The sequence below is a fragment of the Bradyrhizobium sp. USDA 241 genome (assembly GCF_049739505.1).
Lineage (GTDB): Bacteria > Pseudomonadota > Alphaproteobacteria > Rhizobiales > Xanthobacteraceae > Bradyrhizobium > Bradyrhizobium liaoningense.
This window is the reverse complement of sequence record NZ_JBMGPZ010000005.1, coordinates 4156616-4178731: the sequence shown is the minus strand read 5'-3', so window position 1 is coordinate 4178731 and position 22116 is coordinate 4156616. Positions and strand designations below refer to the sequence as shown.

Sequence of the window (22116 nt, the reverse complement as noted above, 5' to 3'; positions counted from 1 at the left end):
TGAGGGCTCGGCCCAGAAGGACATGGATATGAGCATCGAGGAATTCATCGCCAACGAAGTGAAGTCGAACGACGTGGTCCTGTTCATGAAGGGCACGCCGCAATTTCCGCAGTGCGGATTCTCCGGCCAGGTCGTCCAGATCCTCGATCATCTCGGCGTCGGCTATAAGGGCCTCAACGTCCTCGAATCCGCCGAACTGCGCAACGGCATCAAGACCTTCTCCAACTGGCCGACCATTCCGCAGCTTTACGTGAAAGGCGAGTTCGTCGGCGGCTGCGACATCGTCCGCGAGATGTTCCAGGCCGGCGAGCTGCAGCAGCTCTTGTCCGAAAAGGGCGTCGTCGTCGCGGCCTAAGGGCGTGACCGTGCTCTCGCGCCGGATTGGCGACGCGGAGCTCGACGTCGTCGTTGCCGACATCACGACACTGAGCGTTGATGCCATCGTCAACGCCGCCAACACGTCGCTCCTTGGCGGGGGCGGCGTGGACGGTGCGATCCATCGGGCGGCCGGGCCCGAGCTCGTTGCCGAATGCCGCATGCTCCACGGCTGCAAGACGGGTGATGCGAAGATCACCGGGGGTTATCGGCTCAGGGCCGCACATGTGATCCACACCGTCGGTCCGGTGTGGAATGGCGGCACGCTCGGCGAGGACGATCTGCTCGCCTCCTGCTATCGCCGATCGATGGAGCTGTGCGGTCGGCATGAGCTGACCTCGGTGGCATTCCCCGCGATTTCGACCGGCATTTTCCGCTTTCCTGCCGACCGGGCGGCCGATATCGCGGTGCGCACCACGATCGAAGCGCTCACTGCTGCGCCGTCCGTTGCGCGCGTGGTGTTCTGCTGCTTCGCCGAGCCTGGCGCCGAACTCCATGCCGAGGCGCTTGCGCGACACGGCGGCCCCGGCAAGATCGGCGGTGCTGTTTCGTGATCGATCCGAGGCAGGAAAAGTTCCTCGTCCTCCTGAAGCAGATCCCGACCGAGTGCGAGCGCGTGCAGCGAACATTGAAGCAGTCGGTCTATGAAGCCATGGAGAAATGACATGCGTGGGCGCCGCGCGTTCATCGCGGGGCTCGTTCTTCTCGTTGCCGTCGTCGGTGCGAAGGCCGGCTCCGAGGGACGCGCTGCCCGCACGCTCTCCACGGAAGGGCTGGCGAAGGTTTCCGACTACATCCGGAACGAGGTTGCCACCGGCAAGATCCCCGGCGCCATCCTGCTGCTCCAGCAACACGGCAAGCCGGTCTACTACGAGAATTTCGGCGTTCGCGATGTCGGGACCCGGATATCGATGAGCGCGGATACGATCTTCCGCCTCTATTCGATGTCGAAGCCGACCACATCCGTCGTGGCGATGATGCTGGTCGAGGAAGGCAGGCTTTCGCTCGACGATCCCGTGTCCAAATACATTCCGGCCTTTGCCGGCATGAAGGTGGGCATCGAAAGTAAAGCAGCCGACGGCAAGATTTCGCTGATGCTGGAGCCGCAGCAGCGTCCGATCACGATCAAGGACCTCTTGCGCCACACAGCGGGGCTGCCCTACGGCTTTCGTGGCGGTGGACTGGTGCGCGAGCTCCATGCCGCGGCGGACCTCTTCAACAGCGATCTTTCCAATGCCGAGTTCGTTGCGAAGCTCGCCACGCTGCCGCTCGCCGAGCAGCCTGGCACGGTGTGGACCTACGGTTTTGCCACCGATGTGCTCGGCCGCGTCGTCGAGGTGGTCTCGGGCAAGACGCTGCTCCAGTTCGAGAAGGAGCGGCTGCTCGATCCGCTCGGCATGACCGAGACTGCGTTCTACGTTGCCGATCCCGCCAGGTTTGCACGTATCGCCGAGCCGATGCCGGAGGACCGCAGCATCAGCCCGACGACTGAAGTCCGCGACATCAGGCGGCCCGTGAGATGGGAATCGGGCGGCGCCGGCATGGTCGGCACGATCGGCGACTACGCCCGCTTCGCGCAGATGCTGCTGAATGGCGGCACATATGAGGGCCGTCGATATCTGAAGCCCGAGACCATTGCGCTGATGGTTTCGGACCACATCGGACCCGAGACGAAGATCGTACGCGACCAGATGTACTATCCGGGTGGAGGTTCGGGCTTCGGCCTCGGCTTCGCGGTGCGCACCTCGGTGCCGCCGGGCACCTCTTGGCCGCTCGGCGAATATCGCTGGGACGGTGTTGCCGGCACGTTCTTCTTCATCGATCCCGAAGACGATCTGTTCGGGATCTTCATGGCGCAGACGCCGTCGCAGCGCGGCCGGATTCAACTCGAGCTGAAGACGCTGATCTATCAGGCGATGGGGCGGTAATCAGGCGCCGCGCACGATCTCGCGCACGTATCCGATCGTTTCCTCGATCTGGCTCGCATTGACGTCGAGATGGGTGCAGGCGCGGATGCGGCCATCCATCATAGCAAGCGTCACGCCGCGCTGACGGAGCGCGGCGACCATCTTGTCGCCGGGAATGCCGGCGCCATCGGGCTTGAAGAACACCAGATTGGTCTCGGGCTCCTGCACCTCGATGCCTGATATCTGCGACAGCCCGCGAGCGAGCGCCCGCGCATTGGCGTGGTCGTCGGCCAGGCGCTCGACGTGATGGTCGAGCGCGTAGATGCAGGCCGCCGCGCAGATCCCGGCCTGCCGCATCGAGCCGCCGAGGCGCTGCTTCCATTGCCAGACCGCGTCGATGAAGGCGCGCGAGCCCGCGAGCACGCCGCCGATCGGCGCACCGAGGCCTTTGGAAAAGTCGATCCAGGCCGAATCCCAGCCCGCGGTCATGTCGCGCGGGGAGATGCCGCTTGCCACGGTGGCGTTGAGCAGGCGTGCGCCGTCCATGTGGGTGACGAGGCCGTGTTGCCTGGCGATCGCGACGATTTCGTCGAGCGCGGTCTTCTTCCAGATCGTGCCGCCGCCGATATTGGCGGTCTGCTCGACGCTGACGACGGTCTGTGGTGGCTGGTACCGCGTGCGCGGGTGCAACGCCTTGCGAAGAGTTTCCGGCGTGAACTGGCCGCCCTCGCCCTTGAGCTGCGTGACCTGGAAGCCGCCGATCGCCGCATGCGCGCCGCCCTCGCGCGCGATGATGTGCGCGGTCTCATGGGCGAGGATCTCGTCGCCGGGACGGCAATGCACCAGCGTCGCGGTGACGTTGCACATCGTGCCCGAGGGCATGTAGACCGCAGTTTCCTTGCCCAGCAGATCCGCGACGCGCTCGCACAGCGTATTGACGGTCGGATCGTCGCCGACCTGCTCGTCGCCGACCTCCGCCCGCGCCATCGCCTCGCGCATCGCGGCCGTCGGCCTGGTCTGCGTGTCCGACAGCAGATTGATGCGGACAGGTGGCGCCTTGGGATCGATCGGGGGAGGGGTGTAGAGCATGGCTGGTCTCGTCTAGTCGAACAGTTGCGGCCTGATGTCTTGTGCGCCGTGGAGAATGGCGCGGATTTAGACGTGGTCGGATTGCACCGTGTAGAAAATCAGATGTGATTGAAAGCGGAAACGTCGATGGCCAACGGCGAGTTCATCCACTTGTTGGCCAATGAGAGGGCACTTGTTGGCCAATGAGAGGGAAATCGGCGAGAAGCCCGAAGGAGCGGATCAGACCTGCATAGTAAGCCTCGGCCTGATATTTGCCGAACCGGCTCTCGGTGAAGTCGTAGATGTCGATCAGATCGGCTCGGGTACGCTCCGATAACCGGTACTCAGCCATGGCGGCGTTGAGCAACGCGTTGGCGTGCGGCAGCCAGGATGTCGTCCGGCGTGTCCGAGGTGAACTCGTTGCAATCGGGCTGCGCGAACAGCGTTTGATATCGGCGGACCTGTTCGTCGCGGGACAGCTTGGCCCACGCCTCAAGCTCCGCCTCGCTAGGCGTGGCGGATGGGGTGATTTTGGCGAGCTGGTCGGTCGTCCGGGACATCGACGGCACGTTACCACAACAAAAAGGCCCCGGAAACCGGGGCCTTTGTACGTCGATCTGCCGAAACTATCAGCGCGAATAGAATTCGACGACCAGATGCGGCTCCATCTGCACCGGGAACGGCACGTCGGAGAGGTTGGGGATGCGGATGTACTTCGCCGTCATCTTGCCGTGGTCCACTTCGAGATAGTCGGGCGTGTCGCGCTCGGGCAGCTGGCTGGCTTCGAGCACGTGGGCGAGCTGCTTGGAGGCTTCCTTGACCTCGACCACATCGCCGACCTTGAGCTGATAGCTCGAGATGTTGACCTTGCGGCCATTCACCTTGACGTGGCCGTGGTTGATGAACTGGCGGGCAGCGAAGATCGTGGAGACGAACTTGGCGCGGTACACGACCGCGTCGAGACGACGCTCGAGCAGGCCGATCAGGTTCTCGCCGGTGTCACCCTTGAGGCGGCTGGCCTCGACATAGATGCCGTGGAACTGGCGCTCGCTGATGTTGGCGTAGTAGCCCTTCAGCTTCTGCTTGGCGCGCAGCTGCACGCCGAAGTCGGAGAGCTTGCCCTTGCGGCGCTGGCCGTGCTGGCCGGGGCCATATTCGCGGCGGTTCACGGGGCTCTTCGGGCGGCCCCAGATGTTCTGGCCCATACGGCGATCGATCTTGTACTTCGCCTCACTGCGCTTAGTCATCGCGTCCTCTTCGGTTGCATGGTTTGAGGAAACGCGCCCTCCTGTGTGACGGGCCAGGCCCGGCACCGACAGATCCGATCCCCAAAGCTTAAGGGATTTGACCACGGGTCGCGAAACGCTTCGCGGGCCGAAATCGGCCCGCGAGCAGGCGGCTTTTAGGGGAGTTTGGGGCTGGCTGTCAATTCTTTAGCCGTCATTCCTGGGCGCCCGCAGGGCGAACGCGGAATTTCGGCGGGTTCGGTGCTGCGCCGCCCCCCAAGGGGATGACCGTCGCGCGTTCAGGTCCCGACCGCCCGGATCGGCCTAGAGCCGGCCGCCCGCAATTCGGCAGCGATTTCAGTATTCAGGACCTGCTCCAGCCGGGTCAGGACCCGGGCAATCGGGGCGGCGTCGGTGACCCGGTGGTCCCAGCGGATCACGACATGGATGGTCTGGTCGGGCTCGACGCGCCCATAGCTGACGATATAGGGGCCGGGCGTGATGGGGTGGAGCTCGCCGCCGCCATAGGCGGCCACCGAACTCACCGCGAAGCTGCCGAACCAATTGCCCCGCTGGCGGCCGAAATTCAGTCCGATGGCCCACGACAGCCGCCGGAGCGGTAGCGGCAGGCGGGTCGCCCGCATGATCTTGCGGAACATGGGAACGTCAGCGATCGGTGCCGTCTTTCCGCGCCGGATCTCGGCGTCGATTGCCGCCAACGACAGGGCCTCCGGGGCTGCGATTCGCTGCGGCATCACGCATTCCTCGCCGGACTCGACCCGGGCGATCGCCACCAGCGCCACGCTCTTCGGCAGCTCATAGAGGGTCGGCCAAGGCCATTTGGCGTAGACGGTGCGCAGGATCGGCTCGTCTCGGGCAACCAGGGCAAAGGCTTTGACGAAGATCGCGGCCCAGCCGGCGGGTGCTGTCGCGCCTGCGCGGGCCTCCACCAGGGGGCGGATATTGAGCGAACGGGAGAGCGAAACGAAGGGCACGCCCATCGAGGCGTGCATGAGGTCGCAGATCAGGCGGCGCCGCAGCGAAATGGTCTTGGGCGTCCCGCGCATCGCTCTACAATTCCTGGGATAAGATTAAAATATGTGCAACGAGCGGGTCGTCCGCTTGTCCCGTGCTCTAGCACGAACCAACCGGCTTGGGACCTTTGGGTTGGCCGCTTTCAGGGCGCCCGGGAAGCCAGCGGCCGGGTCGTGTGGACGACGGGAATTGTTAATATTTTCAATTGCTTGTCGCCAAAGGCAAGATCTGTTGAGGCAAGGCAGGCCAAGGATTGCGCGAGAATGTCTTCTTGAGCATGTTTCCCTCAACTGGGGACCCTGGCAGCGCCGCGGTTCCCGGCAAGTCCGGCCACACGCGTTCGGGATTTAGCGCTTGATGCCCTCGAAAGCCGCCATGATGCCGCGTTGGAACAGCGACCAGTCGAAGCCGAGCGCGATCGCGCGGTAGCCGCGGTCGATCAGGGCGTTCGCCTGGTCGGCGGTGCGCGCCACGCCCCCGATCGGCACGCCACTTCTGAGGATGCCGGCCTCGGCGCGCGCGATCAGCTCGAGCAACTCCGGATCGTCCATCCGGCCGCGCTTGTTGATGGAGGTGGCGAGATCGCCGGGGCCGATGACGGCGACGTCGATGCCCGGCGTCGCCATGATCTCGTCGATGCGGTTGACCGCGTCGACATGCTCGATGGTGATCATGCAGATCATCTCGTCGTCGGCGTTCGCCATGTAGTCCGGCATCGACTGGCCCCAGCGGAACGGGGCGTGGAACGGACCCCAGAGCCGGTCCCAGCGCGGCGGGTAGCGCACGCTACGGACCGCTTTCTCAGCCTCCGCGCGATTGGTGATCATGGGGAAGTTGATGCCGAAGGCGCCGATGTCCATCGGTGCCTTGGCAAGCCATGGCTCGTTCGCGGCGATCCGCACCAAGGGGGTGCAGGGCGTGCCGGTCGTCGCAGCGATCATCGCATGCGCTTCGGTCAATCCGATCGGGCCGTGTTCGAGATCGACGATGATCCAGTCGAGCGAGCGCGCCATGATTTGCACGGTCTGCACGCTCGGGATCGTCGCAATGGCGCCGAAGGCGGGGCGGCCCTCGCGCCACAATTGGCGGAGGCGGTTGAGCGGCGTTGACGGGACCGACATGGAGAAGCCTGCGGGCAGGTGACGATGGCGAAGCCTAGAGCATTTCATGTTTTGATAGAAGCGTATCCAGCGTTTTCGAAGTAGTTGCTGCATTCGTTGGGTTGGATGGTTGTGATGAGGTCGCCGATATGGCGGCAAATGTCGTCAACCGTGCGTTTCTGGGCGGAACGCATCCAGTGCTTGATCTTGGCGAAGGTCTGTTCGATCGGATTGAGGTCGGGGGAGTATGGCGGCAGATACCAGAGCCTGGCGCCGGCCGCTTTGATCAGGCTGCGCAGGGCAACAGACTTGTGGCTGCCGAGATTGTCCATGATGACGATGTCGCCCGGCTGAAGCTGCGGGACGAGAACCTGCTGAACATAGGCGCGGAAGCATTCGCCGTTGATTGGGCCGTCGAACAGGCAAGGGGCAGTGAGACGGTCACAGCGCAAGGCGCCAAGGAATGTCAGCGTCCGCCAATGACCATGTGGCGTGAAGCTCCGCACCCGCTCGCCTTTTGGCCCCCATCCGCGTAATGGAGCCATGTTGGTCTTGATCCAGGTCTCGTCGATAAAGACCAGGCGTCGAGGGTCGAGATTGGCCTGCCATGAGCGCCAGCGCTGGCGTCTACGTGCGATGTCGGAGCGAGCCCGCTCGAGCGCGAGCAGCGTTTTTTTTGAACCGCAGCCCTTCGCGGCGCAGGAACGTCCAAACCGCATTGTGGGAGACCTTGACCCCGCGCGCGGCCAGTTCGTCCTTGAGGGCGTGCAGCGTCAAATGCGGCGTCTGACTGATCCTCTCCTTGATGAAGGCGCGATGCGGCTCAAGAACGGGCTTGCGATGGCCGCCCATCTTGCCAGGGGCCACTGAGCCGGTCGCTCGATAACGTTGCGACCACTTCACAACTGACGACACCGCAACGCCAAACCGCGATGCCACCGAACGGCAGCTCTCGCCCTTTGCAACCGCCGCAACCGCCCGCTTACGCAGATCATTGGATATCGGTCGGACCATCGGATGCTGGCCTCCAGCCCAGCCAGCATCTTGAATCATATTCGTCCGAAATCGGGAATCCCTCCCGATTCAATCAAGCCATGAACCGCTCTAGCAGCGGCTCGTTGCCGCGCAAAGTCAGGCCAGCGCGCGCCCGCCGAAGAACGGCGTCAGCGTGGCTGACAGGCCGTGCGCGCGGTTCGAGGTGAAGATCATCTCAGCGCCCGACTGCGCGAGTGCGCCGATCCGCGGGCCAAGCAGATCGGAGACGCGGCGGGCGATCGCCGGGGCCGGATCGATCCAGTCGACCGGCCAGGGTGCGAGCCGCCTCAGCCGATCGAGCAGCAGCGGATAATGCGTGCAGGCGAGCACCACCGTATCCGTGCGCGATGTCGCGTCGGCGGGATCGCCGACGAAGCAGGGCGCGAGTTCGACGGCGAGGGCCTCGTCGCTGACCGGCGCACCGCGGAGCTCGGCTTCGGCCAGCGACGCGAGCTCGGGCGAGCCGACCAGCGTCACCTCGCAGCCTTGCGCGAAATCGCGGATCAGCGCCTTCGTGTATTCCCGCTTCACCGTTCCCTTGGTGCCGAGCACCGAGACGCGGCGGGTTCTCGACTGCGCGCAGGCCGGCTTGATCGCCGGCACCGTGCCGACGAAGGGCAGGGAATACGCGGCGCGCAAGTGAGAAAGGACCAGGGTGGAGGCCGTGTTGCAGGCGATGACGACGAGGTCGGGGTCATGCGTGCCGATCAACTCGCCCATCAGCGGCACCACGCGGGCGATGATCTCAGCCTCGGCATGGTGCCCATAGGGGAAGAAGGCGTCGTCGGCGACATAGACGTAATGCGCACCCGGGCGCGCGGCCACGACCTCACGGAGCACCGTGAGCCCGCCAAGGCCGGAATCGAACACCAGGATGGTTTCAGAATTGGTCACGCCGATACCCTAGCCCGTCATGGTTACCATTCGGTTTTTAGGGCGATTTTGCGGCGGGGCCCCGCAAAGTCCCGGACGGAGGGCGACGTCACGTGGCCCGCGCGGCGGTCACGCGATCCTGTTCGTCGTCGCCGCGCGCTCCGCCGCCAGCTGCTTCTGCAGGCGATCGATGTTTTGCAGGAGGCGCTGGCTGGTCAGCACCAGGAAATAGTAGCCGAACTGCGGGTCCTGGAAGTAGATCTCAAGCAGCCGGTCATAGGTGATCGTCAGCACCTGGCCGTCTTCGATGCATTCGACCGTTCCCGTGCGCCGGTTGTCCGGCGTGAGGAAGCCGAGCTCGCCCATCAGCGCTCCCGGCCCGATCTCGACGTTGATCTCCTTGACCAGGAACTTGCCGGTGACCGTGAGGAACATCTCCTTTGCGGGATCGCGCAGCTTGAACAGCGTGTCGCCGCGCCGATACTTGCGCTCGGTCATGAACGGCTTGAGCCATTCGATCGACATGTCGCCTTCGGCGGCATGGCGCGCCTTCTTGACCAGCTTGAGCATCTGCCGCAGGCGCAGGGCGTTGATCGGAAGCAGCAGGAGATACAGGAGGAACGTCGCGACGTTGGCGGAGAGCGCGCCGAAGACGGCGAAGAACCCGCAGCCGATCATGTTGGCGACGCGCAGCGGCACCATCGTCCGCATCAAGAGCGTGGCGACGAAGAAGCCGGCGCCGACCGCGGCGAACAGATTGGCCAGCGTGATGTTCTGGACAAAGATCTCCAGCAACCGGTTGAAGATCGCGTCGTAGGTAACGTTGTTCGGGTCGAGGCCCATCTGGACCAGGATCTTGGCGATCCTGAGGTTGTCGGTTGCCGCATCGAGAATGCGGTCGAGGATCGACGAAATGTCTGCGCTGCCGGACGGCATGATCTGGTCCTCGCGTAAGGCCTTCAATCCTGGTCGGCACCCGTATAGCCGAAATCGAATGACGACCGCTTGAATGACGCTTCCGGCCGTCATGCTGCAAGAGGCAAATTTTAGCGTGGTCGGGCGTTTCGGCAATTGCCCCTTGGTTGCCCGCCTGGACACGGTGCGGCCGTGATTCGGGGCAGCCGTGCGGGCTGCGGCGTCGCGGACCGGCCGGGATGCCGGTGCGGCCGGGGCGTGGCGCGACGCTTAAGGCTTGGTGGCGGGCTGCACGACCTGCTGCTCGACGAGGCCGAGGCGCCCTGGCAGCGAGCCGGCGCGCAGCAGCATCGCGACGCTGTTGGCCTCTTCCAGGGTGAAGTTGCCGGCGATCTGGCCCGAGCCGCCGGTGATGGGCTCGCGGATCACGGGAGCGGAGATCACCTTGTCGTCGAGCACGATGGCAAAGGGCTTCCCGACGTTCTCTGCGGTGATGTGGGCGAAGCGCCGCGTGCCGCGACCGTTGAAGCGGAACGAGGCGATCGGCTCCTTCGTGTCGCTCGTAAATCCCGGGCCGGCATAGCTGATGTCGTCGCCCTCGAGCGCGCTGTCCCTGGCGACGAGATAGGGAAGCCTGTCCTTGAAGCCGAGCAGGACTTCGGTGCCTGCCGGAGGCGCGCCGGATTGCGCCTGCTCCGCGGACATCGAGAGATCGATCAGGCGGAATCCGACCTTGACCTTCCTGGCGAAGATCGCGGTGACATGCTCGGGCTCCATCACGCCGGGCAGGAAGATGCGGATGCGGTCCGTCCCATCGACTTGAACGCTGGCAAGCTTGACGCCGGCGTCCTTGAGGCGCTGCTCGATCATGGCGATGGAATCTTCGACGAGGTCGCGCAGCCGCTCGGCGAATGCGGCATCGGTCGGTGCAAGCCTGATCAGACCATCTCCGCCATCAGTCACGGTGAGCGCATGCGCCGGCAGTCCCTCGGCCGACGACGCGAGTTTGCGCGTGAGGTGTTCGCGACCCTTCGCGTCCGCGATCTTCACGTCGACGCCGCCGTCGCGGATCACAAGGCCGGAGAAAGCGATCCGGCCCTCGCGCAGGGTCTTGTAGACATCGTCGCGCAGATCCGTGACGGCCGCGGCCCGCAAGCCGTCAGTGTCTACCTTGTAGACGATGCGGGACCCGCCCAGCTTCTCCATCTTGTCGGCGACGAAGGCTGCGATTTTGGCCCGCATCTTGTCGAACTGGGTGTCCGCGCCGAGAGTGGCAGAGGGCAGAGCGATTGCGAATACCGTCGCGAACGCGGCGATCAGCCGCGTGATGCGATTCCGCAGGGGCGTCGTCATGATCACCTCAAGTCTTGCGGCAGGACGCTGGCGCGCGAATTCAGTGCCAGTTTCTTGGTCCCCGGACCAGCCGCAGAGGTTCAAGTGCCGCAGCCGGTAGGCAATGGACGAACGTTCAATCATCCATCATTCTGTCCGCGCTCGGCCGGCGATCGGCCGGGGCCTCGCCGAACCAAGATGTCAGAAGATACGGGGGCGGGGACATGCATCTGAGGGAGGACGGAATTTCATGGCGGGCATCCACGCGCTCGATCGGTTCATCGGCAACGGCTATCCGGATCTTTTGACGGACGAGGACGTCCGGGCGTTCGAGCAGGTCCCTTACGCTGACCGCGTCGCGGCCGAGAGCACCTATGACGCGATCAGGCTAGGTGCGGCGCGCAATCCCGACGGGGCGGCGATCCAGTTCCTGCAAAATGCCGATCCTGCCGACACGCCCGTCGTGGTCACCTATCGCGATTTCATCGCGCGCGTGACGCAGGCCGCCAACATGTTTCACGCGCTCGGCGCCGGGAAGGGCGACGTCATCAGCTTCATGTTGCCGCTGGTGCCCGATGCCTTCGTCACGCTGTTCGGTGCGGAGGCCGCCGGCATCGCCAATCCGGTCAACCCGCTGCTCGAGCCACACCAGATCGCCGAGATCCTGGAGGCCGCGAACACCAAGATCCTGGTGGCGCTCGGACCGATGCCGGGCACCGACATCTGGCAGAAGGTCGAGCAGATCCGCCCGCAGCTCAAGCATCTGAAGGCAGTCGTGCAGGTGTTCGGCGGCGGCGATCCGGCGAACGGGGTTTTTGCCTTCAGCGACCTGATCAAGCAGCAGCCGGCGGACCGGCTCGTCAGCGGCCGCCAGATTCCCGGCAGCGACATCGCCGCTTATTTCCATACCGGCGGCACGACCGGCACGCCGAAGCTGGTGCGGCACACCCATGCCAACCAAGTCTATCAGGCCTGGGCACTCAATCTGTTGTTGAAGGGGAAGCCCGGCGCCAATCTGCTGTTCGGCATGCCGCTGTTTCATGTCGGTGGATCGCTGACACAGGTGCTGACGACGCTGTCGAGCGGGGGCTCGCTGGTCGTGCTGTCGCCGAGTGGCTGGCGCAACCCGAATGCGGTGAAGAACATCTGGCAGCTCGTCGCGCGTTTCAAGCCCGAAGCGCTGTCGAGCGTGCCGACGGTGCTTGCCGCCACCCTCGCGGTGCCGCCGGGCAACGCGGATATCTCGAGCCTGAAATATGCGGCAGGTGGCGGCTCGGCGATTCCGGTCGCGGTCGGGTCGGCGATCCAGGAGAAGCTGAAGCTGCCGGTGGTCGAGGTCTACGGCATGACCGAGACCTCGAGCGTGCACACGCTGGCCTATCCGTCGCGGCCGATCCGGCTCGGCTCGGTCGGCCTTCCCATGCCTTATGCGCGCGTGCGCATCGTGCAACTTGATGCCGAGGGACGCCTGATCCGCGACTGCGCGACCGACGAGATCGGCGTCGTCATCATGGCCGGGCCCGGGGTGTTCGGCGGCTATCTCAATGACGAGCACAACAGGGGCGCCTTCGTCGACGAGGTCTGGGTCAACTCCGGCGATCTCGGCCGGCTCGATGCCGACGGCTATCTCTGGATCACCGGCCGCGCCAAGGATCTCGTGATCCGCGGCGGCCACAACATCGATCCGGCGCCGATCGAGGAGATCATGTTCCGTCACCCCGCGGTCGGCTTCGCCGCGGTGGTCGGCCAGCCCGACGCCTATGCCGGCGAGCTGCCGGTGGGCTACGTGCAGCTGAAGCCGGGCGCAAAGGTCGAGCCGGGCGAGCTGGAAGCCTGGGTGCGCGAGCGTACGCCGGAGCGCGCGGCCGTCCCGGTGCAGGTCATTCCGATCGATCCGATGCCGGTGACCGGTGTCGGTAAAGTGTTCAAGCCGCAGCTGCGCTGGGACGCGGCGCAGCGCGTGTTCACCAAGGTGCTGGCGCCGCTGGTCGAGCGCGGCATCGATTGCAAGGTGAGGGTCGGCGCCCATGGCAGCCACGGCTCGATCGCGACCGTGACGCTCGCCGGTGTTGCGGAGGATCAGCGCGAGGCCGTCGCGAACGAGGTGCACAAGCTGCTTGCACCGTTCGTGATGCGCCACGAGGTGGTGCAAGAGTAGCGGCTTCGGCAGACTGCTGCGTCGGCTGAGCAGCAGGACGACGCTTCGCCGCATTATCCTTACCCCGTTAAACAGCCCTATGTGACAGCCGTCACATAGGAAGAGTTGGCATTCGGCGACACTTGCGAATACTCTCGTGGACATTGCATCCGGGGGGGACGCAAGTGATTCCGTTTCGACTGTTTGCTTTGTTGATAGTGGCGATGGGCCTTGCCTGCGGACCGGCGCATGCCGACCGGCGGGTCGCGCTCGTGATCGGAAATTCCGCCTACAAGAGCGTGCCGAGGCTCGCCAATCCGGCGAACGATGCCGGCCTGATCGGCGGCATGCTGAGGAAGGCCGGCTTCGACACGGTCGATGTCAGGCAGGATCTGAGCGCGCCCGAAATGCGCAAGGCGCTGCGCGAGTTCAGCGGACGGACGCGGGACGCCGATGTCGCAGTCATCTACTACGCGGGCCATGGCCTGGAGCTGGACGGCACCAATTATCTGATCCCGACGGACGCCGCTTTGGAGACCGACACCGACGTCTACGACGAGGCGTTGCCGATCGATCGCGTGCTGGTCAGCATCGAGCCTGCCAAGCAGCTTCGGCTCGTCATCCTCGATGCGTGCCGTGACAACCCGTTTGCCAAGACGATGAAGCGCACGGTGGCCTCGCGCGCGATCGGGCGTGGCCTCGCCAAGGTCGAGCCGACCACTCCGAACACGATGATCGCGTTCGCCGCCAAGGCCGGTTCGACCGCATCCGACGGCGATACCCGAAACAGTCCGTTCGCCACCGCTCTCGCAGACCATCTGCCAAAGCCCGGCCTGGATCTGCGGAAAGCGTTTGGCTTCGTGCGCGATGACGTGCTCAAGAGCACTGCCAACAAGCAAGAGCCTTTCGTGTATGGCTCGCTGGGCGGCGATGACGTGCCGCTGGTTCCTGCCAAGGCCGCTGCGGCCGGTCCGCAACCCAATCCGCAGTCTGAGCTGAGGCGGGATTATGAACTTGCGCTCCAACTCGGCACGCGGGACGGCTGGGAAGCGTTCCTGGCGCAGTATCCCGAGGGCTTCTACGCCAATCTCGCCAAGGGGCAGCTGAACAAGATCGCCGCCGAGGAGACGCGCGCGGCAGCCGAACAGAAATCCAAGGCGGCCGAGCAGGAAAAGACCAGGCTGATTGCCGAGCGCGCCCAGAAGGCCGAGCAGGAGAAGGCGGCCGCCGCCGCAAAAGCCGCCGAGGAGGCGCGTGTCGCCGCCGAGAAACAGAAGCAGATCGAGCAGGCGAAGGCCGAAGCGGCCGAACGCGAGCGCAGGGCGGCTGAAGCGGCGGCTGCGAAAGCGTTGGCCGAGAAACAGGCGGCGGAGAAGGCCAAGGCGGAGCTCGCTGCAAAGCAGGCGGCAGAGAAAGCGGAGCAGGCCGCGGCAAAGCCCGCCGCCGATCGACAGCTGCCGGAAAATCAGAAGGTCGCAGCGCTTTCGCCGGGGCCGACTTCAACATTATCTGCAGCTGACCTCGCCAAATCCGTGCAAAGCGAACTGCGTCGCGTCGGCTGCCTTGCGTCCGCCGCGGAGGGCGAGTGGACCTCGGCTGCGCAACGTTCGCTGACGCTATTCAACAAATACGCCGGCACGCAGCTCGACGTGAAGCTCGCCAGTGTCGACGCGCTCGATGCGCTGAAGGCGAAGCCGGGACGCGTCTGTCCATTGGTCTGCAATTTCGGCTTCAAGGCCGACGGCGATCAATGCGTCAAGATCACCTGCCGCGCCGGCTATCGCGTCGGCGACGACAATGAGTGCGAGAAGATCCAGGAGAAGAAGCCGGTCGCGACGCGGGAAGATTCGAAAAGACGGGATCAGGATCGAAGACAAACGGAAGCCGCGCCGTCAGCGCCGCAAGCTTCGGGGCAGGTGATCTGCAACAGCGCCGGTTGCAGGCCGATCGCTAAGGGGTGCCGGCTCGGGACAGCCAATCATCCTTCCAATCCCGCGGTCAAGATACCAGCCGAAATCTGCAACTGACGACGAGGCACGCTTCCGCCTTCGCTGTTCGAGCTACGGCCGACGAGTCGGTCATCCGGGCAGCCGGCCCCGTTACCTCATCTGCAAGTGCGACAAATTCGGCTTCAGTCCGCCGGCATCCGCGTTTCGACGAGGCGCGCCCAGAACGACGCGCCATGGCCGAGGATGTTGTCGTTGAAGACGTAGGCCGGGTGGTGGCACTCGTTGCCGTCGCCCATGCCGACAAGCACCATTGCGCCGGGGCGTGCTTCCAGCTTGCGTCAGGATAAGTCCTGGAAAGGAGGAAGAATGTAGTCTGAAACCTTTCAACGTGACCCAGAGGGTTCGACGCCCTCCCGGCAAAGGCGGAGCCCGCCAGCCGGAAGCGAGTCTTGCATGGGTGACGGCAACGTCACTCGTGAAGCGTAGACAGCGGGTACTGAAGCCCTGTGACCAGCCTCGAAATCACGGTCGTGCTGAAGCCTTCGCCGTGTTGGATCCGGGGGCAGCACTGGGAAAGCCGCTATGGCCAGGCTGACCGGTTCGGCCGGGGTCTCTGAGCAGGGCAAAGGTACGGGATGGGACACCAGGAAACCTGAGAGGTCCCGTTTGTGCCCACATGGGAAAGCCGGCACGGAGCACCGGCCACAGCAACGCTCCAGGCCTGATGACCGACTTGGCGAGCATCGGGAGCGCGCACGCGAACACGAAAACACCAAGGCATGTGGAATCCCGAGGTGAAGACATAAGCCGACGGACGCGCGCGGCGGGGAGTCGTAGCGGCTTCGTAGTACCGAGGAAGGCGGGGAACTGGGCTCACCGGGACCCGCTCGAGGGAAGGGAGCCGTCACGCGTTAAGACCCATTGACGAGAAACACGGGAGGGAACGCTGAGTCCCACGAACCTGTCCACGAAACGACAATGGATAGCCGATCTGGCGAGGAAGAATCCCAAGCGGGTGCTGACCTCGCTGCATCACCTGATCGACTGTGAATGGATGCTCGAGGCCTATCGCCTGACGCGCAAGGATGGCGCGCCCGGCATCGACGGCATGATGGCGACGGACTATGAAGCGAATCTGGAGGCCAATCTCGGTGATCTCCTGGCGCGCATCAAATCCGGACGTTACATCGCGCCGCCGGTGCGACGGCACTACATCCCGAAGGCGGATGGGACCGAACGGCCACTCGGCATCCCGACATTGGAAGACAAGGTGGCACAGCGGGCGATTCTCCTGCTGCTGGAGCCGATCTACGAGACCGACTTCTTGTCGTGCTCGTACGGCTTCCGACCGGGACGATCGGCCCATGATGCCCTACATGCCCTGCGTAATGGGTTCATGGAGCAAGGGCTGCGCTGGGTGGTGGACGTCGACATCTCGAAATACTTCGACACCATCGACCACGCGCACCTGCGCCGATTCCTCGACCAGCGAGTCACGGACGGCATCGTCCGGAGGATGATTGATAAATGGCTGAAGGCAGGGGTGCTCGAAAAGGGCGTCCTACGCCGCACGACTGGCGGAACGCCCCAAGGCGGCGTGATCTCGCCACTGCTTGCAAACATCTACCTGCACTACGTGCTGGATGAATGGTTCGAGCAGGTGGCGCGACCGCGGCTCAAAGGTCGATGCCAACTGGTCCGATACGCTGATGACGCGGTGATTGCCTTCGAGGACCACCTGTCCGGCAAGCGATTGCTGAACGTGCTGGATAAGCGGCTCGGTCGGTATGGGCTTCAACTCCATCCGACCAAGACCCGCTTCGTAGACTTCCGGTTCAAGCGCCCGGGTGGGCGTCACCCCGCGACGGCGGGGACCACATTCAACTTCCTTGGCTTCACCCATGTGTGGGGTCAATCGAGGAAGGGTAAGAATGTCGTCCGACAGATAACGGCGAAAGACCGTTACGCCCGCGCGCTGGCTTCCGTGACGGAATGGTGTCGGCTTAACCTGCATCGCCCGTTCCGGGCGCAGCACGCGCACCTGTCGCGGGTGATCCGGGGGCACTGCGCCTACTACGGCATCTCCGGCAACGGCCGACGGATCAGATGGTATCACCACCAGATCACGCGGATATGGAAGAAATGGCTCGCGGGCGTGGCCGCCACAGCAATCTGCCGTGGTCGCGCTTCCGGGCCATGCTCGCGCGACACCCGCTGCCGACAGCCAAGATCGTCCACCAATATGCCGTCCCGTGAGCGAAGCTTACGCGTGAAGAACCGGATGCGGGTAATCCGCTCGTCCGGGTCTGTGAGGGGCGGGGATGGCAACATCCCCGCCTACTCGGCATGAACGAGAAGTCCTCGGCACCCATCATCGGGATGAACTTGTCGTTGACGCGATCAGTGCCGACGATGTCGCGAGCGACGTCGGCGGCAAGGCCGGCCTCGCGGGCATGGTTCATGGTCACGGGATACATCCGCGTGTACTTGGTCTCGGCCGAGCCGCCATAGGCGCGGGCGATGCTGTCGGCGACTTCGCCGATGCGTCGCTCGACGAGATCGCGCACCTCGGGGTCGAGCGTGCGCACGGTGCCGCCGAGCTCGGCGACCTCCGGGATGATGTTGAAGGCGGTGCCGGAATGGAATTGCGTGATCGAGATCACCGCCGACTTCAGCGGGTCGACGTTGCGCGCGACGATCGATTGCAGCGCATTCACGATCTGCGAGCCGATCAGCACGCTGTCGACGGATTTGTGCGGGCCTGCGCCGGCATGGCCACCCTTGCCGCGGACGGTGATCTGGATGTTGTCGGAGGAGGCGAGCATCGGGCCGGGCGTGGTCGCGAAATGACCCTCGGGCAGGCCCGGCATGTTGTGCATGCCGTAGACCTCCTGGATGTTCCAGCGCGTCATCAGCCCGTCCTCGACCATGGCCTTGCCGCCGCCGCCGCCTTCCTCGGCCGGCTGGAAGATCATGATCGCGGTGCCGTCGAAATTGCGCGTCTCGGCGAGATATTTGGCCGCGCCCAGCAGCATGGCGGTGTGGCCGTCATGGCCGCAGGCGTGCATCTTGCCAGGGACCTTCGAGGCATAAGGTACGCCCGACGTCTCCATGATCGGCAGCGCGTCCATGTCGGCGCGCAGGCCGATGGCCTTGCCGGAGGCCGACTTGCGGCCGCGGATCACGCCGACCACGCCGGTGCGGCCGATGCCCGTCGCCACCTCGTCGCAGCCGAACTCGCGAAGCTTGTCCGCGACGATGCCGGCGGTGCGGTGGACTTCGTAGAGCAACTCGGGGTTCTCGTGGAAGTCATGGCGCCAGGCGGCCATTTCGTCGGAGAGGGCGGCAACGCGGTTGACGATGGGCATGAGGTGGATCCGTTCTTGATTGATTGTAGCCCGGATAAGCGAAGCGCCATCCGGGTTCTCTCGGAGAAGTTTCCCGGGTATCGCTGCGCTCACCCGGGCTACGAAAGCGACGCTCAGCTCTCGCCGAACACGCGCTTGAAGATCGTGTCGACGTGCTTGAGGTGATAGCCGAGGTCGAACTGTTCCTCGATCTCGGCGTCGGTGAGATACTTCTTCACCTCGGTGTCCTTCTTCAGGAGCTGGAGGAAGTCGCCTTCGCCGCGCCAGACCGGCATGGCGTTGCGCTGCACGAGCTTGTAGGCGTCCTCGCGGCTCGCGCCCTTCTGCGTCAGCGCCAGCAGCACGCGCTGCGAATGCACGAGGCCGCCGAGGCGGTCGAGGTTCTTCTGCATGTTGGCGGGGTACACCAGCAGCTTGTCGATCAGCCCGGCGAGGCGCACCAGCGCGAAGTCGAGCGTCACGGTGGCGTCGGGGCCCATCATCCGCTCGGCCGAGGAATGCGAGATGTCGCGCTCGTGCCAGAGCACGACGTTCTCCAGGGCCGGTGTGACATAGGCCCGTACCATGCGCGAGAGGCCGGTGAGGTTCTCCGACAGCACCGGGTTGCGCTTGTGCGGCATCGCGGACGAGCCCTTCTGCCCCTCCGAGAAGAACTCTTCGGCCTCCAGCACCTCGGTGCGCTGCATGTGGCGGATCTCCACGGCGATCCGCTCGATCGAGGATGCGATCACGCCGAGCGTCGAGAAATACATGGCATGACGGTCGCGCGGGATCACCTGCGTCGAGATCGGCTCCGGCACGAGCCCCATGGCTTTCGCGACATGCTCTTCGACGCGCGGGTCGATCTGCGCGAAAGTGCCGACCGCGCCGGAGATGGCGCAGGTCGCGACCTCCTTGCGCGCCGCGATCAGGCGCTCCTTGGCGCGCGTGAATTCGGCATAGGCATAGGCGAGCTTGAGGCCGAAGGTGACAGGCTCGGCGTGGATGCCGTGGCTGCGGCCGATGGTCGGGGTCATCTTGTGCTCGAACGCGCGCTTCTTCAGCGCGGCCAACACCTTGTCGAGGTCGGCGAGCAAGAGGTCCGCGGCGCGCGTGAGTTGGACGTTGAGGCAGGTGTCGAGCACGTCGGAGGAGGTCATGCCCTGGTGCACGAAGCGCGCCTCGGGGCCGACGATCTCGGCGAGGTGGGTGAGGAAGGCGATGACGTCGTGCTTGGTCTCGCGCTCGATCTCGTCGATGCGGGCGACGTCGAACGTGGCGTCCTTCGCCTTGGCCCAGACCGTCTTGGCGGCCTCCTTGGGGATGGTTCCGAGTTCGGCGAGCGCGTCCGCCGCATGCGCCTCGATCTCAAACCAGATCTTGAACCGGGTCTCCGGCTCCCAGATCGAGGCCATTTCCGGGCGGGTATAGCGGGGGATCATCTGACGGCTCCAGCAAGGTAGGCGGCCGGCCCAAGGGGGCTGTGCCAGCCAAAATGTTTTTTACGCCGTGATTTAGCAGAGCGGGGAGGCCTGAACAAACGGCGGGCGCAAGCTAGCAGGGGATGATTGGACCGAGCCAGCGCCCAAGGTTCGGTCGGCAGCGGTATCCGGCGAGGGGTGCCGCCCCGGCCGCAGAAATCAGCGGTCAATCACGGATCATTGACTGACAGATATTGAAATCTGTCAGCGAGACGTGTATATCCGTTTCCGGACGCTCCGATTGGGCGTCCCGCGATAACCCCCCGGGGAGCCCGACATCCGAAACAAGCTCGGAATCGGAGGGCGGATCAAAGAACGGGGACCGCGGACGAATGGAGACTTACGACAATGACGACCGAAATCCTCAACCTCACCGGCGTGATTGGGCAATGGCTCAATTTGCTGGTGGCGCGCCAGATCGCGGCGCAGGCTGCAAAACTGCCTCATTAAGGCATAGGCTTTCCGAACGACCGGCAAGGGCGCTTCGGAAGCAGCCCTACTGCCGGGTAACTGAGCCCCAAACGGGAACATGGTGCTGGCATGAATGAAGCCGTTGTCTTGACGCCGGAGCGGATCCTCGAAGTCACCGAGGACGTGCTCAGGCGCTACGGACTTGCCAAGGCCACCGTGGTCGACGTTGCCCGTGCGCTCGATGTGAGCCACGGCAGCGTCTATCGCCATTTCCCCAGCAAGGCCTCGCTGCGCGAGGCCGTTGCCAAACGCTGGCTCGACCGCATCGACGCGCCGTTGCTTGCGATCGCCAACGAGCAGGGGCCGGCGCCCGACAGGCTCGACCGCTGGCTGCGTACGCTGTTCGCAGCCAAGCGTTCGCGTGTGCTCGACGATCCCGAGATGTTCGAGACCTACCTGACGCTGGCACGCGAGGCCTGCGCGGCCGTCAAATGTCACAAGGACACCATGATCGACCAGATCGCGGCGATCCTGACCGATGGCGTGAAGCGGGGCGAATTCACCGTGGGCGACGTCAAGGCAACCGCGCGCGCGATCTTCGATGCGACCGTCCGCTTCCACCATCCGGCCCATGCCGACGAGTGGAAGGACGCTGATCTCTCCGCGCGCGTCGATGCGACGCTGGCTCTGCTGCTGCGCGGGCTGAGGACAGCCTAAAGCGCGATGCGATTGGGATGAATCGTCATCGCGCTTTAGGTTGTTGTTTAAGCATGATCTTTTCGGAAAACCGCTGCGCACTTTTCCGGATCATGCTTTAAGGCCGCAAGTCCCATTCAATCCCGGCTGCGGCCAATCAACCCTTCGCCTTTTGGAGAGCGGCGCCATCGCGAAGCGAGGGCGAGGAAGCCGAATGTTTTCGCGTGTGGAAGGCAGGATCGGAGGATGGCACGACCGGCGGGCTATGCGGGTATGCATTGACTGCGATCTCGACGGCGTCCTTTGACCGCTTTCGAAGGCGGTAGAACGTCAGCTCCTGATCGAACATGGGGCAGCGAAAGTGGACGACGGCTGTGTCCGGCAGGCGGCAAAGTTCGTCGATGAGTTCGCCTACCGTGATGATCGGGGGATGGTCGACTGCCTTGTGGCGACCCTTACTCATGACCCTTTACTCCTTCTCTGGCGTACTAACCGGAGCCGGATCGGCTCCGTTCCAATTTCGTTCAGCAGATTGAGAAGCTTCAAGGCATAAGGCAGTGCGGCAGCCTGGCTGCTAGATCCTGGTCAGCCCACAGGTCGCGGCCAGCCGCACCAGTTGCGCATCCGTGCGCGCGCCGGTCTTGGTCTTGATCAGATAGTGATAGTTCTGCACCGTCTTGACGCTGAGATTGAGATGCGTCGCGATCTGCTCGGTGGTGGCGCCGCCGGCGAATTGGCGCAGGATCTCGATCTCGCGCTCACCCAGCTGGTCCAGCGCCGAATCCCTCGGCGACAGGCTGTCCTCGGCCAGAATATGCGCGATGTCGTCGCTCATGGCGCGCTCACCGCGCGCCACGCTGCGGATGGCGTGCACAACCGCGGACGGCTCGCTGCTCTTGGTGACGAAGCCGGAGGCTCCGGCGCCGAAGGCGGCCTTCACCAGCACGGCTTCGTTGTGCATGGTGAAGACGAGGATCCGCGCCCGCGGGCTGCGCGCGCGGATGTTGCGGATCGCCTCCAGCCCGCTCGCGCCGGGCATCGAGATATCGAGCACGACGACGTCGGGATCATGCGCCTTGAACGCGCTGTAGGCGTCTGCGGCATTGTCGGCCTCTGCCACGACATGCAGATCGCCCTGGCTTTCCAGCACGCGCCGATAGCCCTGCCGGACGATCGGGTGGTCGTCGACCAGCAGCACGGAGATGCCTGTTGCTGCAACCTCGCTCATC

At 64.4% G+C, this 22116-nt stretch carries 20 protein-coding genes and 2 pseudogenes; 7 read left to right on the top strand and 15 right to left on the bottom strand.

The window, feature by feature from the left end:
- The first annotated feature begins 28 nt into the window (after nt 1-28).
- From grxD to ABIF91_RS42115, 3 genes are all read left to right on the top strand, one after another.
- Entirely contained in the window at nt 29-355 is a 327-nt protein-coding gene (gene grxD / locus ABIF91_RS42125) for a Grx4 family monothiol glutaredoxin (RefSeq protein ID WP_028181917.1), read from the top strand.
- Nucleotides 356-359: 4 nt separating this feature from the next.
- A complete protein-coding gene (locus tag ABIF91_RS42120; RefSeq protein WP_028181916.1) occupies nt 360-929 on the top strand; it encodes an O-acetyl-ADP-ribose deacetylase in 570 nt (189 codons plus the stop codon).
- 111 nt (nt 930-1040) lie between these two features.
- A complete protein-coding gene (locus tag ABIF91_RS42115) occupies nt 1041-2303 on the top strand; it encodes a serine hydrolase domain-containing protein (protein WP_028181915.1) in 1263 nt (420 codons plus the stop codon).
- Here the strand turns inward: ABIF91_RS42115 and ABIF91_RS42110 are convergent, their stop codons facing one another.
- From ABIF91_RS42110 to ABIF91_RS42065, 10 genes are all read right to left on the bottom strand, one after another.
- The gene (locus ABIF91_RS42110; RefSeq protein WP_028181914.1) at nt 2304-3371 is read right to left on the bottom strand and encodes a threonine aldolase family protein; all 1068 of its coding nucleotides are present in this window, start codon (nt 3369-3371) and stop codon (nt 2304-2306) included.
- Nucleotides 3372-3513: 142 nt separating this feature from the next.
- A complete protein-coding gene (locus tag ABIF91_RS42105; protein ID WP_244429992.1) occupies nt 3514-3702 on the bottom strand; it encodes a type II toxin-antitoxin system RelE/ParE family toxin in 189 nt (62 codons plus the stop codon).
- Complete coding sequence (locus ABIF91_RS42100; protein WP_035679725.1) at nt 3695-3910, bottom strand: hypothetical protein; 216 nt, start codon at nt 3908-3910, stop codon at nt 3695-3697. The genes ABIF91_RS42105 and ABIF91_RS42100 overlap by 8 nt, the downstream gene beginning before the upstream one ends.
- A 69-nt stretch (nt 3911-3979) precedes the next feature.
- Nucleotides 3980-4597: a 30S ribosomal protein S4 gene (rpsD, locus tag ABIF91_RS42095; protein WP_028181912.1), complete on the bottom strand. Its 618-nt coding sequence runs from the start codon at nt 4595-4597 to the stop codon at nt 3980-3982.
- Between the two features lie 278 nt (nt 4598-4875).
- On the bottom strand, nt 4876-5643 hold the full coding sequence (locus ABIF91_RS42090) for an acyltransferase (RefSeq protein ID WP_028181911.1): 768 nt from the start codon (nt 5641-5643) through the stop codon (nt 4876-4878).
- Nucleotides 5644-5958: 315 nt separating this feature from the next.
- Nucleotides 5959-6732, bottom strand: a complete 774-nt coding sequence (locus ABIF91_RS42085; protein ID WP_028181910.1) for an HpcH/HpaI aldolase family protein — start codon at nt 6730-6732, stop codon at nt 5959-5961.
- A 44-nt stretch (nt 6733-6776) separates the two neighbouring features.
- A protein-coding gene (locus tag ABIF91_RS42080) for an IS630 family transposase (protein WP_424579208.1) occupies nt 6777-7725 on the bottom strand; the annotation gives its coding sequence in 2 pieces (ribosomal slippage) (nt 6777-7388 and nt 7390-7725; 948 coding nt in all).
- A gap of 117 nt (nt 7726-7842) precedes the next feature.
- Nucleotides 7843-8640: a glutamate racemase gene (murI, locus tag ABIF91_RS42075; RefSeq protein ID WP_028181836.1), complete on the bottom strand. Its 798-nt coding sequence runs from the start codon at nt 8638-8640 to the stop codon at nt 7843-7845.
- Nucleotides 8641-8748: 108 nt separating this feature from the next.
- The gene (locus ABIF91_RS42070) at nt 8749-9555 is read right to left on the bottom strand and encodes a Crp/Fnr family transcriptional regulator (RefSeq protein WP_028181837.1); all 807 of its coding nucleotides are present in this window, start codon (nt 9553-9555) and stop codon (nt 8749-8751) included.
- 249 nt (nt 9556-9804) lie between these two features.
- Nucleotides 9805-10887, bottom strand: a complete 1083-nt coding sequence (locus ABIF91_RS42065) for a SecDF P1 head subdomain-containing protein (protein WP_028181838.1) — start codon at nt 10885-10887, stop codon at nt 9805-9807.
- Nucleotides 10888-11116: 229 nt separating this feature from the next.
- On the opposite strand from ABIF91_RS42065, the gene ABIF91_RS42060 reads away from it, so the two are divergent.
- Nucleotides 11117-13024 carry an acyl-CoA synthetase gene (locus tag ABIF91_RS42060; protein ID WP_028181839.1) on the top strand — a complete coding sequence of 636 codons (1908 nt, stop codon included), beginning with the start codon at nt 11117-11119 and terminating at the stop codon, nt 13022-13024.
- A 203-nt stretch (nt 13025-13227) separates the two neighbouring features.
- Nucleotides 13228-15030, top strand: a complete 1803-nt coding sequence (locus ABIF91_RS42055; protein ID WP_050995351.1) for a caspase family protein — start codon at nt 13228-13230, stop codon at nt 15028-15030.
- A 104-nt stretch (nt 15031-15134) separates the two neighbouring features.
- Here the strand turns inward: ABIF91_RS42055 and ABIF91_RS42050 are convergent.
- Nucleotides 15135-15284: pseudogene (locus ABIF91_RS42050) on the bottom strand (amidohydrolase); the annotation flags it as partial.
- Between the two features lie 722 nt (nt 15285-16006).
- Here ABIF91_RS42050 and ltrA point away from each other — a divergent pair.
- Nucleotides 16007-17302: a group II intron reverse transcriptase/maturase gene (gene ltrA / locus ABIF91_RS42045; protein ID WP_424579859.1), complete on the top strand. Its 1296-nt coding sequence runs from the start codon at nt 16007-16009 to the stop codon at nt 17300-17302.
- Here the strand turns inward: ltrA and ABIF91_RS42040 are convergent.
- Nucleotides 17286-18320 (bottom strand): annotated as a pseudogene (locus tag ABIF91_RS42040) (M20 aminoacylase family protein); the annotation flags it as partial. The gene ltrA and the pseudogene ABIF91_RS42040 overlap by 17 nt on opposite strands.
- Before the next feature lie 113 nt (nt 18321-18433).
- Nucleotides 18434-19741 (bottom strand): adenylosuccinate lyase, encoded by a 1308-nt coding sequence (gene purB / locus ABIF91_RS42035; RefSeq protein ID WP_028180419.1) that lies wholly within the window; start codon nt 19739-19741, stop codon nt 18434-18436.
- Between the two features lie 579 nt (nt 19742-20320).
- On the opposite strand from purB, the gene ABIF91_RS42030 reads away from it, so the two are divergent.
- On the top strand, nt 20321-20908 hold the full coding sequence (locus ABIF91_RS42030) for a TetR family transcriptional regulator (RefSeq protein ID WP_028180418.1): 588 nt from the start codon (nt 20321-20323) through the stop codon (nt 20906-20908).
- A 136-nt stretch (nt 20909-21044) separates the two neighbouring features.
- Here the strand turns inward: ABIF91_RS42030 and ABIF91_RS42025 are convergent, their stop codons facing one another.
- Nucleotides 21045-21350 carry a hypothetical protein gene (locus tag ABIF91_RS42025; protein ID WP_028180417.1) on the bottom strand — a complete coding sequence of 102 codons (306 nt, stop codon included), beginning with the start codon at nt 21348-21350 and terminating at the stop codon, nt 21045-21047.
- A 111-nt stretch (nt 21351-21461) separates the two neighbouring features.
- Nucleotides 21462-22115, bottom strand: coding sequence for a response regulator (locus ABIF91_RS42020; RefSeq protein WP_028180416.1), 654 nt, complete (start codon nt 22113-22115; stop codon nt 21462-21464).
- Nucleotide 22116 lies beyond the last annotated feature (1 nt).

What these genes read in the sequence shown, in the direction of transcription:
- grxD (WP_028181917.1), top strand. Translation starts at nt 29, where the DNA reads ATGAGCATCGAGGAATTCATCGCCAACGAAGTGAAGTCGAACGACGTG.
- ABIF91_RS42115 (WP_028181915.1), top strand. Translation starts at nt 1,041, where the DNA reads ATGCGTGGGCGCCGCGCGTTCATCGCGGGGCTCGTTCTTCTCGTTGCC.
- ABIF91_RS42110 (WP_028181914.1), bottom strand. Translation starts at nt 3,371, where the DNA reads ATGCTCTACACCCCTCCCCCGATCGATCCCAAGGCGCCACCTGTCCGC.
- ABIF91_RS42105 (WP_244429992.1), bottom strand. Translation starts at nt 3,702, where the DNA reads ATGGCTGAGTACCGGTTATCGGAGCGTACCCGAGCCGATCTGATCGAC.
- ABIF91_RS42100 (WP_035679725.1), bottom strand. Translation starts at nt 3,910, where the DNA reads ATGTCCCGGACGACCGACCAGCTCGCCAAAATCACCCCATCCGCCACG.
- rpsD (WP_028181912.1), bottom strand. Translation starts at nt 4,597, where the DNA reads ATGACTAAGCGCAGTGAGGCGAAGTACAAGATCGATCGCCGTATGGGC.
- ABIF91_RS42090 (WP_028181911.1), bottom strand. Translation starts at nt 5,643, where the DNA reads ATGCGCGGGACGCCCAAGACCATTTCGCTGCGGCGCCGCCTGATCTGC.
- ABIF91_RS42085 (WP_028181910.1), bottom strand. Translation starts at nt 6,732, where the DNA reads ATGTCGGTCCCGTCAACGCCGCTCAACCGCCTCCGCCAATTGTGGCGC.
- ABIF91_RS42070 (WP_028181837.1), bottom strand. Translation starts at nt 9,555, where the DNA reads ATGCCGTCCGGCAGCGCAGACATTTCGTCGATCCTCGACCGCATTCTC.
- ABIF91_RS42065 (WP_028181838.1), bottom strand. Translation starts at nt 10,887, where the DNA reads ATGACGACGCCCCTGCGGAATCGCATCACGCGGCTGATCGCCGCGTTC.
- ABIF91_RS42060 (WP_028181839.1), top strand. Translation starts at nt 11,117, where the DNA reads ATGGCGGGCATCCACGCGCTCGATCGGTTCATCGGCAACGGCTATCCG.
- ABIF91_RS42055 (WP_050995351.1), top strand. Translation starts at nt 13,228, where the DNA reads ATGGGCCTTGCCTGCGGACCGGCGCATGCCGACCGGCGGGTCGCGCTC.
- ltrA (WP_424579859.1), top strand. Translation starts at nt 16,007, where the DNA reads ATGCTCGAGGCCTATCGCCTGACGCGCAAGGATGGCGCGCCCGGCATC.
- purB (WP_028180419.1), bottom strand. Translation starts at nt 19,741, where the DNA reads ATGATCCCCCGCTATACCCGCCCGGAAATGGCCTCGATCTGGGAGCCG.
- ABIF91_RS42030 (WP_028180418.1), top strand. Translation starts at nt 20,321, where the DNA reads ATGAATGAAGCCGTTGTCTTGACGCCGGAGCGGATCCTCGAAGTCACC.
- ABIF91_RS42025 (WP_028180417.1), bottom strand. Translation starts at nt 21,350, where the DNA reads ATGAGTAAGGGTCGCCACAAGGCAGTCGACCATCCCCCGATCATCACG.
- ABIF91_RS42020 (WP_028180416.1), bottom strand. Translation starts at nt 22,115, where the DNA reads ATGAGCGAGGTTGCAGCAACAGGCATCTCCGTGCTGCTGGTCGACGAC.